The organism is Saccharothrix algeriensis (genome assembly GCF_016907655.1).
GTDB lineage: Bacteria > Actinomycetota > Actinomycetes > Mycobacteriales > Pseudonocardiaceae > Actinosynnema > Actinosynnema algeriense.
Map to the genome: position 1 here is coordinate 6862978 of NZ_JAFBCL010000001.1, position 15605 is coordinate 6878582.

Genomic DNA, 15605 nt, shown 5'->3' on the forward strand with positions numbered 1-15605 from the left:
CGTCGACCCTAGGCCACCCCGCCAAGATCGGCAGCCCTCCCCCCGGTTTTCCGTCATCTGTGGAGGGCGCCGGCCTCGACGGGGGCCCCGGGCCTGCCGCTAGGGTCGCCTGCGTGGTGAAGATCGCACCGTACGGAACATGGACATCGCCGATCGGCGCGGCCGACGCCGCCGCCGCCGGGGGCGGCCTGCAGTGGGTGGACCTGCACGCGGGCCGCGTCTGGTGGGCCGAGGGTCGCCCCGCCGAGGGCGGCCGGGTCGCGCTGGTGCGCGACGGGCGCGACCTGCTGCCGCCGCCGTGGAACGTGCGCAACCGCGTGCACGAGTACGGCGGGCGGCCCTGGGTGGTGCTCGACACCCCCGACGGGGAACGCGTCGTGTTCACCCACTGGGATGATCAGCGCCTCTACCTGTTCGACCCCGAGGACCCGCGGCCGACGCCGATCAGCCCCGAGCCCGACCGGCGCCAGGGCGTGCGCTACGCCGACCTGACCGCCGGGCCCGGCGGCGCGGAGGTGTGGTGCGTCCGGGAGAGCGCCACCGGCCCCGCGCGCACCGACGTGCGCCGCGAGCTGGTCGCCGTGCCGCTGGACGGCTCCGCGCCGCGCGTGCTCGCCGCCAGCCACCACTTCATGAGCGGGCCCCGGCTCTCGCCCGACGGCACGCACTTCGCCTGGATCGGCTGGAACCACCCCGACATGCCGTGGGACGGCACCGAGCTGTGCGTGGCCGAGGTCGGCTCCACCGCGCACCGCGTGCTGGCCGGCGGGCGGCGCGAAGCGGTGTGCCAGGTCGAGTGGGAGGGCCGCGACCTGCTCGTGCTGACCGACCCCGACGGCTGGTGGAACCTGTACCGGGTCGGCCTGGACGGCTCGGCGCGCAACCTCGCCCCGTGCCGGGAGGAGCTGGGCGGGCCCATGTGGCGGCTGGGCCACCGCTGGTTCGCCGCCCTGCGGCCGGGCCGCTACGTCGTGCTGCGCTCGGGCGTCCCGGCCGTGCTGGACGAGGCCACCGGCACCGTCACCGACATCGAGACCGACCTGCCGGTGTGGTCCTCGCAGCTGGCCGTGCACGACGGCGTGCTGGTCGGCGGCGCGGGCGGGCCGCGCGCCGAGGCCGCCCCGGTCACCCTGGACCTGTCCACCGGCGAGCTGACCCGCCTGGGCGCCCACCCCGCGCCCCTGCCGCCGGCCGAGTACCTGCCCGTGCCCGTCGAGCGCGTCTTCGCCGGCCCCGACGGCCAGGACGTCCCCGCCTACGTCTACCCGCCCACCAACCCCGACTTCGCCGGGCCCGACGACGAGCGCCCGCCCTACCTCGTGCACGTCCACGGCGGGCCCACCGGCCGCTCCACCGCCGCGCTGGACCTCGACATCGCCTACTTCACCAGCCGCGGCATCGGCGTCGTGTCGGTCAACTACGGCGGCTCCACCGGCTACGGCCGGGCGTTCCGGGAGCGGCTGCGCGAGCAGTGGGGCGTGGTCGACGTCAACGACTGCGCCGCGGTCGCCCAGGCGCTGGCCGACGAGGGCACCGCCGACGGCGCCCGGCTGGGCATCCGCGGCGGCAGCGCCGGCGGCTGGACCTCGGCGGCGTCGATGACCTCGGTCAAGACCTACCGGTGCGGCATGGTGGCCTTCCCCATCCTGGACCTGCGGGGCTGGACCGGCGAGGGCGGCGAGACCCACGACTTCGAGTCCCGCTACGTCGAGGGCCTGGTCGGGCCGTGGCCGCAGACCGCCGAGCGCTACACCGAGCGCTCCCCGGCCAACCGGGTCGACCGGCTGGCCGGGCCGGTGCTGCTGCTGCAGGGCCTGGAGGACGAGATCTGCCCGCCCGAGCAGGCCGACCGGTTCGTCGCCGCCCTGGACGGCACCGGCGTCCCGCACGCCTACCTCACCTTCGAGGGCGAGCAGCACGGGTTCCGCAAAGCCGCCACGATCACCGCCGCGCTGGAGGCCGAGCTGTCGTTCTACGGGCAGGTGTTCGGCTTCGTCCCCGCCGGCGTGCCGGTGCTGGAGCTGCGCAGGTGACCGCAGGCCCCCTGCCGGGCCTGCTGCGGGCGGGTGACGGCGTCACCGTCGTCAGCCCGGCCGGCCCCGTGCCGGCCGGGCCGCTGCGGGCGGGGCTCGACCTGCTGGCCGGCTGGGGCCTGCGCGCCCGCCTCGCGCCCCACGCCGGCGACACCCACCCCGACCTGCCCTACCTCGCGGGCTCCGACGCCGACCGGGCGCGCGACTTCCAGGACGCCTGGTGCGACCCCGGCGCCGCCGCCGTGCTGTGCGCGCGCGGCGGCTACGGCAGCGCGCGGATGGTCGACCTGGTCGACTGGGAGCGGATCGCCGCCGCGCCGCGCAAGGTCTTCGTCGGCTCCAGCGACACCACCGTCCTGCACGAGCGGCTGGGGCGGCTGGGGGTGCCCACCTGGTTCGGGCCCATGGTCGCCACCTCGGCGTTCGTCGACGACGCCACCGCCCGCGAACGGCTGCGCACCGCCCTGTTCCACGGCCCCACCACCCTGCGCGGGCGCACCGTGGCGCCCGGCCGCGCCCGCGGCACCGCGGTGGGCGGCACCGTCAGCCTGCTGGGCGAGCACCCGCCGCCCGACGGGGCGATCGCGTGGCTGGAGGACGTCGGCGAGGCGCCCTACCGGCTGGACCGGCTGCTCACCGGCCTGCTGCGGTCGGGCTGGTTCGACCGCGTCGCCGGGATCGTGCTGGGGTCGTGGACCGACTGCGGCGACGCCGAGGTCGTGCTGCGCGAGCGGCTGGGCCCGCTGGGCGTGCCGGTGCTGGGCTCGGTCGGGTTCGGGCACTGCCCCGGGCAGCACACCGTGCCCCTGGGCGTGGGCGTCGACCTCGACGCCGACGCCGGCCTGGTCGGCGTGGCGCCGTAGCCGGGGTCGCGCCCGCCGCCGGACCCCGCGCCGGCGGCGGGCGCGCTCAGACCCGCGCGGGGGCGAAGAAGTCCTCCGCGCGGGCCAGCGCGGCGGTGTCGGCGGCCACGTCGCCGGGCTTGCTGCCGTTGCCCAGCAGCAGGCCCGCCCACCGCATGCCCAGGTAGCCGGCGCACCGGCGCAGCACCCCCTCCAGCGGGTCGGCCTGCGCCGGGTCGCGCTCGGCCAGCACGCTGACCCCCCACAGCGCCTTGTCCGCCATGCGCCGCTTGAACCCCAGCCCCGGCACCCGCAGCCACGCCGACCAGTAGTCCAGGTAGGTCTTCGTGCTGGAGGAGACGCTGTACCAGTAGACCGGCGAGGCGATCACGACGTCGGTGGCCGCCAGGGTGGCCTCCAGCAGCGCCGCCTCGTTGCCCGCCGGCGGTGGCAGCGGGTCGTCGTGGCGGGTGTCGGCGAAGGTGGGCAGCGGCAGGTCGCCCAGCCACAGCCAGCGCTGCTCGACGTCGGCGGGCAGCCGCCGCGCCGCGTGCCGGGCCAGCTGCTCGGTGTTGCCGTCCCGGCGGGAACTGCCGAGCACGAACAGGAAGCTGCTCATCGCCACGACCTCCACAATTAGATGCATGTGCACACAGATGTTGTCGGGGCGACGGCTCGCCTGTCAAGCACTCCCACCGCGTGGACGGGTCGTCGGACGGCCCGGCCCCGCCACCGCGCCACTCCCGCCCGCTGCGCCGACCACCCGACCGGATCCGTGCGCCCGGCGCCGGGACCGACCGCGCCCGATCCCCGCCCGCCGCCGCAGCGGCCCGCACCGGCGAAAACCGGTCGCGCCGCCGGGCCGGCCGCGGGCACACTGCCCCACCATGCGCCCGGCGCCCGGTGAAGTGCTGCACTTCTCCGAAGACCCCACCATCACCCGGTTCGTCCCGCACGTGGCCGCCACCGCCCGGCAGCCCGAGGCTTACGTCTGGGCCGTGGACCACGACACCGCACCCGCCTACTGGTTCCCCCGCGACTGCCCCCGCGCCCTGGCCTGGACCCGCCCCGGCACCACCGCCGAGGACCGCGCCTGGCTGGGCTCGCCGCGGGTGCACGCAATCGAGCACGCCTGGCTGCGCCGCTTCCGCGACGTCGAGCTCTACGCCTACCGCTTCGACGCCGCCGCGTTCCGACCGCTGGGCGAGTCCGCCCACGTCGCCACCACCCAGGTCCGGCCGCTCGGCCCGCCCGAGCGCGTCGGCGACCTGTTCGAGCTGCACGAGCGGGCCGGGATCGAACTGCGGCCGGTGCCCGAGCTGTGGCCGTTCTGGCACGGCGTGCTGGACCGCACCTTCGGGTTCAGCGGCATCCGGCTGCGCAACGCCCGCACGCCCCCGCCACCGCGCCCCTGAGCGCCGCAACGCGCCGGACGACCACCGCGGTCCGACCGCTTGCCCGCATACCGACCGGTCGGTAGCCTCGGCGCGTGGCGGGAACCGGGCGACGGGCCGACGCGGTGGTGGTCGACGGACGGGTCGGCCCGCAGGCCCGTCGGCGCGCCGCCGCCGGGCCCGCGCCGACCCGCCGGGAGCCGCTGGGAGCCGCCGCATGACCGACCCGCCCGACGACCGGCCCGACGCCGCCCCGCCCGGCCTGGACCCGGTCCGGCTCGCCGCCTACCTGGGCACCCCGCCGCTGACCGCCGAGCTGATCCCCGGCGGCCGGTCCAACCTGACCTACCGCGTCACCGACGGCGAGCACCGCTGGGTGCTGCGCCGCCCGCCGCTGGGCCACGTGCTGGCCACCGCCCACGACATGGCCCGCGAGCACCGCGTCATCGCCGCCCTGGCCGCCACCGACGTCCCCGTGCCGCGGGTGGAGCTGCTGTGCCTGGACCCCGGGGTCATCGGCGCGCCGTTCTACCTGATGCAGGAGGTCCCCGGCGTCGCGCTGCGCCACCGCGACCAGTGCCCCTGGCTGACCCCCGGCGCGGCGGCGGCGCTGTCGCACCGGCTGGTCGACGTGCTGGCCGACCTGCACGCCGTGGACCCCCGCGCCGTCGGGCTGGGCGACTTCGGCCGCCCCGACGGGTTCCTGCGCCGCCAGGTCGCCCGCTGGGGCAAGCAGCTCGACGCCTCCCGCAGCCGCGACCTGCCCGGCGCCGACGAGCTGCGCGACCGGCTCGCCGCCACCGTGCCCGACTCCCGGCGCACCGCCGTCGTGCACGGCGACTACCGGCTGGACAACGTCCTGGTCACCCGCGACCCGATCGGCATCAGCGCCGTGCTGGACTGGGAGATGGCCACCCTCGGCGACCCGCTGGCCGACCTGGGCCTGCTGTGCGTGTACCGGACCGGCGTCGACGGGCCGGACGACCCGATCACCGGCACCGTCCCCACCCTGCCCGGCTTCGCCACCGCCGACGACCTCGTCGCCCGCTACGCCGCCCGCAGCGGCGCGGACGTCACCGGCCTGGGCTGGTACACCGCGTTCGCCTGCTTCAAGCTCGCCGTGATCCTGGAAGGCATCCACTACCGCTTCACCACCGGCCGGACGGTCGGAGCGGGATTCGACCGGATCGGCCACCTCACCCTCCCGCTGCTCCGGCGGGGACTGGCCGCCACCGCGAGGGAGCGCTGATGGACTTCGCCCACGACGCCACGACCGAACGCCTGCGACACAGGCTGCTGCGGTTCATGGACGAGTTCGTCCGCCCCGCCGAACCCGTGGCCGCGCGCCAGCTCGCCGACGCCGCCGACCCCTGGGCCCGCCCGCCCGTGCTCGCCGAGCTCAAGGCCGAAGCCCGCCGCCAGGGCCTGTGGAACCTGTTCCTGCCCGACGCCGAGCACGGCGCCGGCCTGACCAACCTCCAGTACGCGCCGCTGGCCGAGATCACCGGCCACAGCCCGCACCTGGCGCCCGAAGCGCTCAACTGCGCCGCGCCGGACACCGGCAACATGGAGGTGCTGGCCATGTTCGGCACCGACGAGCAGCGCGAGCGGTGGCTGCGGCCCCTGCTCGACGGCGAGATCCGCTCCGCGTTCTGCATGACCGAACCCGACGTCGCCTCCTCCGACGCCACCAACATCGCCACCCGCATCGAACGCGACGGCGACCACTACGTCGTCAACGGCCGCAAGTGGTGGTCCTCCGGCGCGATGAACCCCGACTGCGCCGTGCTGATCGTGATGGGGCAGACCGACCCCGACGCCGAGCGCCACCGCCGCCAGAGCATGGTCGTCGTGCCCCGCGACACCCCCGGCGTGCGCGTCGAGCGCGGGATGCACGTGTTCGGCTACACCGACGCCGCGCACGGCGGCCACGCCGAGATCGTCTTCGACGACGTGCGCGTGCCCGCCGCCAACATCATCGCCGGCGAGGGCGAGGGCTTCGCGATCGCCCAGGCCCGCCTGGGGCCCGGCCGCGTCCACCACTGCATGAGGCTGGTCGGCATCGCCGAGCGCGCCCTGGAGCTGATGTGCCGCCGCGTGACCCGGCGGATCGCGTTCGGCAAGCCCCTGGCCCGGCAGGGCGTGGTGCAGGAGTGGATCGCCGAATCGCGGGTGCGCATCGAGCAGGCCCGGCTGCTGGTGCTCAAGACCGCGTGGCTGATGGACACCGTCGGCAACAAGGGCGCGCACACCGAGATCCAGGCCATCAAGATCGGCACCCCGCTGATGGCGGAGTGGGTGCTCGACAAGGCGATCCAGGCCCACGGCGCGGCCGGGGTCAGCCAGGACTTCCCGCTGGCCGACCTGTGGGCGCAGGCCCGGACGCTGAGACTCGCCGACGGCCCCGACGAGGTGCACCGCAGGTCGCTGGCCAAGCGGGAACTCCGGCGCCACGGGTAGCGGGCCACCCCCTCAGCGCCCTCTCAGCGTCTCAGCCCGTTCACAGGTCCCACCTGCCACTCTCGGTGTCGATCACACGACCGAGAGGGGCACTCCCGTGAACACCACCACCGCGCTGCGCCGCCCGCCCACCGGGGTCCCGGCCCCGCGGCCTCGCCTCACCGCAGCGCCCGCGACCGGCCCGCAGTCCCCGGGAAGCCGGCCGCGTGCGGCACCGCGCCGGCGGCGGCCCGTGGATCCACGACCGGTCCGCCCCCGCGGGCGCCCACCGGCGGGCAGCCCGGCCGGGCTGCCCGCCGGTGCTGCGCGGCCTCGTGCCCCCGGTGGGCGTCAGCAAGCCCTGACGACGGCCGAGTGGGCCTTGCCGCCGAGGTCGAGGATCCGCACGTTCCGGTTACCCGCGGGCACGCGGACCTGGTAGGTGCCGGGGTTGACCGGGTAGGCCAGGTAACTGCCCGCCGGCGCGGCCCCGGTGCCCGCGATCATCGAGCCGTCGGTGCGGTGGATCGTGGTGGCGACCGCCTTGCCGCAGTTGTTGGAAATGATGATCTTGCCCTTGGTCGCGGCGGTGGCGGAACCCGTGCCGAGGACCGAGATGACCAGACCTGCGGTGGCCAGACCGGTGAGAACGCGTCGGGTGGTCGTCATGGTGCTCCTCCTGGTGTCGTGAAGATCGGCCGCAAGATATCCGCAGGCGCGCCCGCGCACTGTGGGCCGAACGACCGACAGGGCCACGAGCCGGCCGGGTGATGTGGATCTCGCCCGGTCGACCACCGCGGCACGTCCCGTGAGCAGGCGCGTCCCGTGAGCAGGCGCGTCCCGTGAGCGCGGGAACGGGGCGCGGCGCCACCGGCGGCGGAACCGCGCGGCCCCGTCGGTGGTGCCCGAGCGCAGCGTGGGGCGGCCCGCGTGGACGGGGGTGTCGCGATCGAGGAGGTGAGTGGAGGTCGCGAACAGGGCAAGGGCTTGGCGGTGGTCGCCGGCACGGTCGCCGGCACGGTGGGTGATGCGGTGGGTGATGCGGTGGGTGATGCGGTGGGTGATGCGGTGGCAGTGCCGCCGAGGCTGTCCGGGGTGGCCGCCTCGCCCGCGAGGTTGTGGTGGTGCAGGACGAGGGTGGCGCGGTAGTGCTCGCGGGCGGTGCCTGCGGGCGGTGTCGAATTCGCCCGACCGCGCCGGCCCGCTCCGCACGACGTCCGACCCGACCGGGCACAGTCCGGCGCCGGTCGGTCGGCGTCCCGGCACGTCGGTTCACCCGGTCATGCCGGATCGCCCGAGCACCCACCGGCCTGCGGTGCGCACCGCGCGGACTCTCCAGCACCGGACACACTGCGCCGGACACCCACTGCACCGCACACCCACTGCACCGGAAGAGCCGGACGAGCCGGGGGCCGCTCAGCCCGGTGGCGTCCGGGGGTCCGCGGCGGCCAGCAGGGTCCGCGTGTACGGGTGCTCGGGCGCCACGAGCACCCGCTCGACCGGGCCCTCCTCCACCACCCGCCCGGCGAGCATCACCACCACGCGGTCGGCGATCGACCACGCCAGGCCCAGGTCGTGCGTGATCACCAGCGCCGCCAGGCCCAGGTCGCGGCGCAGCCGCAGCAGCAGCGCCAGGATCTCGCCGCGCACCGACGCGTCCAGCGAGGCCACCGGCTCGTCCGCGATCAGCAGCCGCGGCCCCAGCGCCAACGCGCCCGCGATCACCACCCGCTGCCGCTGCCCGCCCGACAGCTCGTGCGGCAGCGACGGGAAGAACAGCTCCGGCGGCCTCAGCTCGGCCTGGGCCAGCGCCCGCGCCACCCGCTCGGCCTCGTCACCGTCGAAGCGGTGGATCCGCAGGCCCTCCGCGACCGCCTCGTACACGGTGTGGCGGGGGTTGAGCGCGCTGGTCGGGTCCTGCAGCACCAGCTGCGCCTGCCGCCGGTAGGCGCGCAGGCCCGCCGCGGAGGTCGGCAGCGGCGCGCCGTCGAACAGCACGCGCCCCGAGGTGGGCCTGCGCAGCCCCAGCAGGGTGCGCGCCAGCGTCGTCTTGCCCGACCCGGACTGCCCCACCAGCGCGACGATCTCCCCCGCCCGCACCGCCAGGTCCACCCCGGCCACCGCGGTCGTCGCGCCGTAGTCCACCCGCACCCGCTCGGCGCGCAGCAGCACCGGCCCGGCGACCTGCTCGGCCACCCGCCGCGACGCCGGGTCGCCGATGGTCGGGAACGCCGCCGCCAGCGCCTGGGTGTGCGGGTGCGCGGGCTCGGCGACCACCCGCCGCGCCGGGCCCTGCTCCACCACCTCGCCGTGCCGCATCACCGCCAGCCGGTCGCAGGTCGCCGCCAGCACCGGCAGGTCGTGGCTGATCAGCACCAGCCCGATGCCGCGCTCGGCCACCAGCCGCCCGAGCACCGCCAGCACCTGCGCCTGCACCACGACGTCCAGCGCCGTGGTCGGCTCGTCGGCGATCACCAGCCGCGGCCCGCACGCCAGCGCCATGGCGATCATGACCCGCTGCCGCTGCCCGCCCGACAGCTCGTGCGGGTACGCCCGCGCCGCCGACGGCGGCAGCTCCACCTGCGCCAGCAGGTCGGCCACCGACCCGGGCACGCCGTGCAGCCGCATCGGCTCGGCGATCTGCCCGCCGACCCGCCGCACCGGGTTCAGCGCGTGCATCGCGCCCTGGAACACCACCGACGCGCTCGCCCACCGCACCGCCCGCAGCCGGCCCCACGTCATGGCCCGCACGTCCTCGCCGTCGAGCAGGATCGCGCCGTCCACCCGGGCCGAGCGGGGCAGCAGCCGCAGCACCGACATCGCCACCGTCGACTTGCCGCACCCCGACTCGCCCGCCAGCCCCAGCGTCTGCCCGGCCGCCAGCGCCAGGTCCACCGACCGCACGGCCTCGACCTCGCCGCGCGCGGTGCGGTAGCGCACGCTCAGGCCCCGCAGCTCCAGCAGGCTCACCGCCGCTCACCCGACCGGGGGTTGAGCACCGTCTCCAACGCCCGCCCGACCAGCGTGAACGCCAGCACCACGCACACCACGCCCAGCCCCGGCGGCAGCAGGAACCACCACGCCCGCTGCGACACCGCGCCGTGCGCATTGGCCGCGTGCAGCAGCGAACCCCACGACACCCGCGTCGGGTCGCCCAGGCCCAGGAACGACAGCGTCGACTCGGCGATGATCGCCCCCGCCACCGCCAGCGTCGTGTTCACGAACACCAGCGGCAGCACCGCGGGCAGCACGTGCCGCCCGATCACGTGCCCGTGCCCGCCGCCCAGCGCCCGGGCCCGCTCGACGAACGGCCGCGCCCGCACCGCCAGCGTCTGCGCCCGAACCAGCCGCGCCGTCGCCGGCCACGCCGTCACCCCGATCGCCAGCACGATCGTGCCCAGGCCGCGGGGCAGCACCGTCGACAGCGCGATCGCCAGCACCAGCGACGGCAGCACCAGGAAGAAGTCGGTGACCGCCATCAGCACCCCCGACACCCACCGCCCGAAGTGCCCCGCCACGACGCCCACCAGCGTGCCGATCAGCACCGACAGCACGGTCGCGGCCAGCCCCACCACCAGCGACACCCGCGTGCCCCACCAGGTCAGCAGCAGCACCGAGCGCCCGGTGTTGTCCGTGCCCAGCCAGAACCGCCCGCTGGGCGGCTCGAACGGCCGGCCCGGCGCGCGCGTCACGTCCAGCCCCGACGCGTCGGTCAGCAGCGGCGCCGCCACCGCCAGCAGCGCCACGACCACCAGCACCGCCACCCCGGCCACCCCGCCGCGCCGCGCCGCGAACGCCCGCCACGTCGCCCGCGCCGCCGCCCGCCGCCGCTGCCGGCCGATCCGCGTCACACCGCACGCACCCTCGGGTCCAGCAGCCGGAGGCACACGTCGGCCAGCAGGTTCGTCGCGACCACCGCGCCGGCCAGCACCACGAACGCGCCCTGCAGCAGCGGCAGGTCCGGGCCGGCCAGCGCCTCGTAGGTCAGCAGCCCCAGACCCGGCCACGAGAACACCGTCTCCACCGTGATCGCGCCCGACACCACCAGCCCCAGGTGCAGGAACACCAGCGTCACCGCCGGCAGCAGCGCGTTGGGCACCGCGTGCCGGCGGCGCACCAGGTCCTCGCGCAACCCCTTGGCGCGGGCCGTGGTCAGGTACTCGGCGTGCGCCTGCTCCAGCAGCGAGGTCCGCATCACCAGCAGGTACTGGGCGTAGACGACGGCCACCAGCGTCAGGCACGGCAGCACCATGTGGTGCGCCACGTCCACCGCCTGCGACACGAAGTCCGGCGGCGTGCCCGGGTAGCGCATCCCGCCGCTGGGGAACAGGTCGCCGGTCGCCATCGACAGCAGCATCCCCAACCAGAACGTCGGCATCGCCCACTGCGCCAGCGCCACGCCGGTCGACACCCGGTCGAACCGGCTGCCGTGCCGCCACGCGCCGCGCACCCCCAGCCACAGGCCCAGCACGGCCGCCAGCACCGTCGAGGTGCCCACCAGCAGCACCGTGGGCCACAGCCGCTCGCCGACCAGGTCCAGCACCGGCCGGCCGTAGACGTAGGAGGTGCCCAGGTCGCCCCGCGCCGCCGCCGCCACGTAGTCGGCGAACTGCTCGCCCAGCGGCTCGTCCACGCCCAGCCGGGCCCGCAGCTCGGCCAGCTGCCCGGCGGTCACCGGGCGGCCCCTGGTCATGGTCACCACCGGGTCGCCGGGGATCACCCGGAACAGCAGGAAACCCAGGCCCACCACCAGGGCCAGGCTGACCAGCGCCCCGCCCAGCCGCACCGCCAGGTACCGCCTCACTCGCGGTCCTCCGCGCCGCGGCGGCGCGCCACCAGCCAGATCGCGACCGCCGCCGCCACGACCGCGCCCGCGGCGCCCAGCACCCACCCGGCCCCGACGCCCGCCGGCGCGCCGGCCGACGCGGTGGGCACCGCGCCGTAGTAGCCCCACACCCCGGTCTGGCCCATGATCACGCCGCCGGGGTCGGGCTGCACGGGGAAGGAGGCGAACCTGTCCGAGCGGTAGGCTTCCAGCGCGTTGTCGTAGCCCAGCACCACCGCCGGGACCTGGTCGTACCAGCGCTGCTGCATCCGCCGGACGATCGCGGCGCGCGCGTCCGGGTCCAGCTCGGCGCGCTGGCGCGCGTAGAGGGCGTCGTACTCGGGGTCGCAGAAGAACGCGTCGGTGGTGCCGCCCCTGCCGTCGGCGTTGGGCCGCTGGTCGCAGGTGTGCAGCGACAGGACGAAGTCCGGGTCGGGGTTGACGCCCCAGCCGGAGAGCGCCAGGTCGAACGCGCCGGCGGTGGTGGACTCGTTGAGCTGGTTGTCCGACACGATCCGCACGTCCACCGCGATGCCGACGTCGGCCAGCGACCGCTTGACGAACTCGGCGGCCGGCTCGTCGTAGGCCCTGCTCGCGTGGCCCAGCAGCCGCAGCTCCAGCGGCCGGCCCTCCGGGGTGACCCGCAGGCCGTCGCGCACCCGGTAGCCCGCCCGGTCCAGCTCGGCGTTGGCCGCCGCCGGGTCGTGCCGCAGCGGCGGGTCCGGGGTGAGGTGGTGCTCGGCGAACACCGGCGGAACCGGGCCGGTGCCGCGCTCGGCGTAGCCGCCGCTGACCCGGGCGATGATCGCGTCGAGGTCCAGCGCCTGCGCGATGGCGCGGCGCACCACGATGTCGCGCAGCGCCGGGTGGCCGTCACCGATCGGCTCCCCGTCCCGGGTCGCCGCGCCGGAGTTGATCACCAGCTCGGTGAAGCGGCGGCCCTGCGCCCTGTTCAGCGTGACGCCGGGTTCGTCGCGCAGCGAGTCGAACTGGGCCGGCCCCAACCGGTTGACCAGGTCGACCTCGCCCCGGGCCAGCGCCTGCGCGGCGGCGTCGACGGTCTTGTAGTGCACGAACACCAGCTCGTCGTAGCGGGGCGCGCCGCGCCAGTAGTCCCGGTTGGCGGTGAACCGGATGAACTCGTTGGGGCGGTGCTCGGCCAGGACGAAGGGGCCGCTGCCCACGACCGGCGCGGCGTCGTTGCGGTAGTCGCCGATCCGCTCGACCCGCGACCAGACGTGCTCGGGCACGATCGGCACGTCCAGCGCCGGCATGGAAGCCTGCGGCTGCCGGGTCCTGATCACCAGGGTGCGGTCGTCCACGGCGGTGACCGACTCGAAGCCCGCGGTGAAGCTGCCGTTGGCGGTGGCGGCCACCTCGTCGCGCATCATCAGGTCGTAGGTGAACGCCGCGTCGCGGGCGGTGATGGGCCGCCCGTCGGACCACCGCTTGCCCTCGGGGACGTGGAAGGTCCAGGTCAGCCCGTCCGGCGAGGACTCCCACCGGTCGGCCAGGCCCTCCACCGGGCGCTGGTCGTCGGCGTCGTGGGCGGTCAGGAAGTCGTACATCAGCCGGCCCACCTCGGTGCCCGCCTGGAAGGTCGACAGGAACGGGTTGAGCGAGTCCACCTGCTGGGTCAGCGCCACCCGCAGCGTCACCGCCTGCCGCCCGTCCCCCGGCTGGTCGCCGCCCTGCCGTGCCCCGGCCGGCAGCGGCGCCACCGCCAGCCCCGCCGCCACCGCCAGGGCACCGAGTCGATGAGCACGCACAGTGATCGCCTCCCGCCACACCGTGGAAGTCAAGAAGTAACCACTGGTGTGACGGGGGAGTCAAGGAGCGACACCCGGTCGGTACCGTGGGCGTCATGAGGATCTTGATCTCGGCGGACATGGAGGGCGCCACGGGGGTCACCTGGACGGCCGACGTCGTGCCCGGGACCGAGCAGTGGCAGCGGTTCCGCCGGCTGCTCACCGGCGACGTCAACGCCTGCGCCGCCGGGGCCTTCCTCGGCGGCGCGCGGGAGGTGCTGGTCAACGAGGCGCACTCCAGCCAGCGCAACCTGCTGCTGGAGGAGCTCGACCCGCGCGCCCGGCTGCTCACCGGCCGGCACAAGCCGCTGTCGATGATGCAGGGCATCGACACGGGCGTGGACGGCGTGGTGTTCCTGGGCTACCACGCCGGGGCGGGCGAGGAGGGCGTGCTGGCCCACACCTACCTGGAGAACTCGATCACCGGCGTGTGGCTGGACGGCGTGCCCGCCGGCGAGGGCCGGCTCAACGCGGCGCTGGCCCGCGAGCACGGCGTGCCCGTCCTGCTGGTCACCGGCGACGACCGCACCTGCCGGGACGCCCGCGACTACGCGCCCGACGCCGAGCTGGTCGCGGTCAAGGAGTGCGTCAGCCGCTACGCGGCCGTGTGCGCGCCGCCGGAGGTCACCGCCGAGCGGATCACCGCCGCCGCCCGCGCCGGCGTGGCCCGCGCCGGGCGGGGGGAGGCGCGGGTGCGCGAGCACCGCGTCGAGGTGGAGTTCGACGCCACCCACCTGGCCGCTGCCGCCGCCGCGGTCCCCACCGTGGACCTGGTCGGCCCGCGCCGGGTCGGGTTCGACGCCGCGTCGATGACCCTGGCGATGCAGGCTTTCAAGGTCGTCACCGCGATCGCCGCGGCGGCGGTGGAGGGCATCTATGGCTGAGGACGTCGTCGACCTGTGCGCCGCGCTGCTGCGCTTCGACACCACCAACCACGGCGGCGGCCGGTCGGCGGGCGAGCGCGAGGCCGCCGAGTTCGTCGCCGGCCACCTCGACGGCCTGGGCGTGCCGGCGCGCGTGCTGGAACCCGCGCCGCGCCGCGCGAACGTCCTCGCCCGCGTGCCGGGCCTCGACCCGGCGCTGCCCGCGGTGCTGGTGCAGGCGCACCTGGACGTCGTGCCCGCCGACCCCGCCGAGTGGAGCGTGCCGCCGTTCGCCGGCGTCGAGCGCGACGGCTACCTGTGGGGCCGCGGCGCGGTGGACATGAAGGACATGGTCGCCATGGTGCTGTCCGTGCTGGGCGCCTGGTCGCGCGAGGGGCGGCGACCGCGCCGCGACGTCGTGCTGGCCTTCGTCGCCGACGAGGAGGACCGGGGCGAGCACGGCGCGCGCTGGCTGGTCGAGCACCAGCGCGACCACTTCGCCGGGGTCGGCGCGGCGATCGGCGAGTCCGGCGGCTACTCCTACCGCGTCGGGTCGCGCCGGCTGTACCCGATCGGCACCGCCGAGCGCGGCACCTCGCACCTGCGGCTGACCGCGCGCGGCCGGGCCGGGCACGGGTCGCGGCGCAACACCGACAACGCGGTGGTGCACCTGCTGGGCGCGCTGAGCCGCCTCGCCGCGCTGGAGCACCCCGTCCGGCTCACGCCCACCGTGCGGGCGTTCCTGGAGCGCACCGGGCGGGCGCTGGGCGTGGCCGTGGACCTCGCCGACGTCGACGGCACGCTGGCCCGGCTCGGCCCGGCCGCGGCGCTGGCCGAGTCGACCGTCCGCAACAGCACCACCCCGACCGTGCTGCGCGCCGGGTACAAGGTCAACGTCATCCCCGGCACCGCCACCGCCGAGCTCGACGTGCGCACGCTGCCCGGCGCCGCGGAGGAGCTGCTGGCGTCGGTCGACGCCGTGCTCGGCCCGAACGTGACCCGGGAGCTGCTGGAGGACCAGCGGCCGGTGCAGGCGCCCGTCGACTCGCCCTGGTTCGACGCCATGGCCGACGCGCTGCGGGCGGAGGACCCCGAGGCGGTGGTCGTGCCCTACTGCCTGGGCGGCGGCACGGACGCCAAGGCGTTCAGCCGGCTGGGCATCGCCTGCTACGGGTTCTCCCCGCTGGCCCTGCCCGAGGGCTACGACTACCGCGCCATGGCGCACGGCGTGGACGAGCGGGTGCCGGTGGAAGGGCTGCGCTTCGGCGCTCGCGTGCTGGACCGCTTCCTGTCCTGCTGAGCGCGCCGCCCGACCGGGCGCGCCGCCCCGCCGCCGGCCGGACCCGCCTACAGGTGCGGGTCGGTGATCTCGCGCAGGCGGGCCAGCGCGTCGCGCAGGGC

13 protein-coding genes are annotated in these 15605 nt (G+C 76.1%); 7 read left to right on the forward strand and 6 right to left on the reverse strand.

Annotation, left to right across the window (positions count from 1 at the left end; genetic code table 11):
• Positions 1-113 precede the first annotated feature (113 nt).
• The gene (locus tag JOE68_RS30590) at positions 114-2033 is read left to right on the forward strand and encodes a dipeptidyl-peptidase 5 (protein ID WP_204845826.1); all 1920 of its coding nucleotides are present in this window, start codon (positions 114-116) and stop codon (positions 2031-2033) included.
• Positions 2030-2896, forward strand: coding sequence for a S66 peptidase family protein (locus JOE68_RS30595; protein ID WP_307820013.1), 867 nt, complete (start codon positions 2030-2032; stop codon positions 2894-2896). Before JOE68_RS30590 ends, JOE68_RS30595 begins: the two co-directional genes overlap by 4 nt.
• 46 nt (positions 2897-2942) lie before the next feature.
• On the opposite strand, the gene JOE68_RS30600 is transcribed toward JOE68_RS30595, so the two are convergent.
• Positions 2943-3494: a flavodoxin family protein gene (locus tag JOE68_RS30600; RefSeq protein ID WP_204845827.1), complete on the reverse strand. Its 552-nt coding sequence runs from the start codon at positions 3492-3494 to the stop codon at positions 2943-2945.
• 268 nt (positions 3495-3762) lie between these two features.
• On the opposite strand from JOE68_RS30600, the gene JOE68_RS30605 reads away from it, so the two are divergent.
• From JOE68_RS30605 to JOE68_RS30615, 3 genes are all read left to right on the forward strand, one after another.
• The gene (locus JOE68_RS30605; RefSeq protein WP_204845828.1) at positions 3763-4290 is read left to right on the forward strand and encodes a DUF6886 family protein; all 528 of its coding nucleotides are present in this window, start codon (positions 3763-3765) and stop codon (positions 4288-4290) included.
• 196 nt (positions 4291-4486) lie between these two features.
• Positions 4487-5518: a phosphotransferase family protein gene (locus tag JOE68_RS30610; RefSeq protein WP_204845829.1), complete on the forward strand. Its 1032-nt coding sequence runs from the start codon at positions 4487-4489 to the stop codon at positions 5516-5518.
• A complete protein-coding gene (locus tag JOE68_RS30615; protein ID WP_204845830.1) occupies positions 5518-6729 on the forward strand; it encodes an acyl-CoA dehydrogenase family protein in 1212 nt (403 codons plus the stop codon). The genes JOE68_RS30610 and JOE68_RS30615 overlap by 1 nt, the downstream gene beginning before the upstream one ends.
• Before the next feature lie 330 nt (positions 6730-7059).
• Here the strand turns inward: JOE68_RS30615 and JOE68_RS30620 are convergent, their stop codons facing one another.
• The 5 genes from JOE68_RS30620 to JOE68_RS30640 all read right to left on the reverse strand — a co-directional run bounded on the left by JOE68_RS30620 (position 7060) and on the right by JOE68_RS30640 (position 13335).
• Positions 7060-7377: a hypothetical protein gene (locus JOE68_RS30620; protein ID WP_204845831.1), complete on the reverse strand. Its 318-nt coding sequence runs from the start codon at positions 7375-7377 to the stop codon at positions 7060-7062.
• A gap of 747 nt (positions 7378-8124) precedes the next feature.
• Positions 8125-9678, reverse strand: a complete 1554-nt coding sequence (locus JOE68_RS32065) for an ATP-binding cassette domain-containing protein (RefSeq protein WP_204845832.1) — start codon at positions 9676-9678, stop codon at positions 8125-8127.
• Positions 9675-10559 carry an ABC transporter permease gene (locus JOE68_RS30630; RefSeq protein ID WP_204845833.1) on the reverse strand — a complete coding sequence of 295 codons (885 nt, stop codon included), beginning with the start codon at positions 10557-10559 and terminating at the stop codon, positions 9675-9677. The genes JOE68_RS32065 and JOE68_RS30630 overlap by 4 nt, the downstream gene beginning before the upstream one ends.
• Entirely contained in the window at positions 10556-11512 is a 957-nt protein-coding gene (locus tag JOE68_RS30635) for an ABC transporter permease (protein WP_307820015.1), read from the reverse strand. The genes JOE68_RS30630 and JOE68_RS30635 overlap by 4 nt, the downstream gene beginning before the upstream one ends.
• Positions 11509-13335, reverse strand: coding sequence for an ABC transporter substrate-binding protein (locus JOE68_RS30640; RefSeq protein WP_239562406.1), 1827 nt, complete (start codon positions 13333-13335; stop codon positions 11509-11511). The genes JOE68_RS30635 and JOE68_RS30640 overlap by 4 nt, the downstream gene beginning before the upstream one ends.
• Positions 13336-13397: 62 nt before the next feature.
• Between JOE68_RS30640 and JOE68_RS30645 the strand changes: the two genes are divergently transcribed.
• Positions 13398-14225, forward strand: coding sequence for a M55 family metallopeptidase (locus tag JOE68_RS30645; protein ID WP_204845834.1), 828 nt, complete (start codon positions 13398-13400; stop codon positions 14223-14225).
• Complete coding sequence (locus JOE68_RS30650) at positions 14218-15504, forward strand: M20/M25/M40 family metallo-hydrolase (protein WP_204845835.1); 1287 nt, start codon at positions 14218-14220, stop codon at positions 15502-15504. Before JOE68_RS30645 ends, JOE68_RS30650 begins: the two co-directional genes overlap by 8 nt.
• The last annotated feature ends 101 nt before the right edge of the window (positions 15505-15605 follow it).

What these genes read in the sequence shown, in the direction of transcription:
- JOE68_RS30615 (WP_204845830.1), top strand. Translation starts at nt 5,518, where the DNA reads ATGGACTTCGCCCACGACGCCACGACCGAACGCCTGCGACACAGGCTG.
- JOE68_RS30610 (WP_204845829.1), top strand. Translation starts at nt 4,487, where the DNA reads ATGACCGACCCGCCCGACGACCGGCCCGACGCCGCCCCGCCCGGCCTG.
- JOE68_RS30650 (WP_204845835.1), top strand. Translation starts at nt 14,218, where the DNA reads ATGGCTGAGGACGTCGTCGACCTGTGCGCCGCGCTGCTGCGCTTCGAC.
- JOE68_RS30620 (WP_204845831.1), bottom strand. Translation starts at nt 7,377, where the DNA reads ATGACGACCACCCGACGCGTTCTCACCGGTCTGGCCACCGCAGGTCTG.
- JOE68_RS30600 (WP_204845827.1), bottom strand. Translation starts at nt 3,494, where the DNA reads ATGAGCAGCTTCCTGTTCGTGCTCGGCAGTTCCCGCCGGGACGGCAAC.
- JOE68_RS30645 (WP_204845834.1), top strand. Translation starts at nt 13,398, where the DNA reads ATGAGGATCTTGATCTCGGCGGACATGGAGGGCGCCACGGGGGTCACC.
- JOE68_RS30605 (WP_204845828.1), top strand. Translation starts at nt 3,763, where the DNA reads ATGCGCCCGGCGCCCGGTGAAGTGCTGCACTTCTCCGAAGACCCCACC.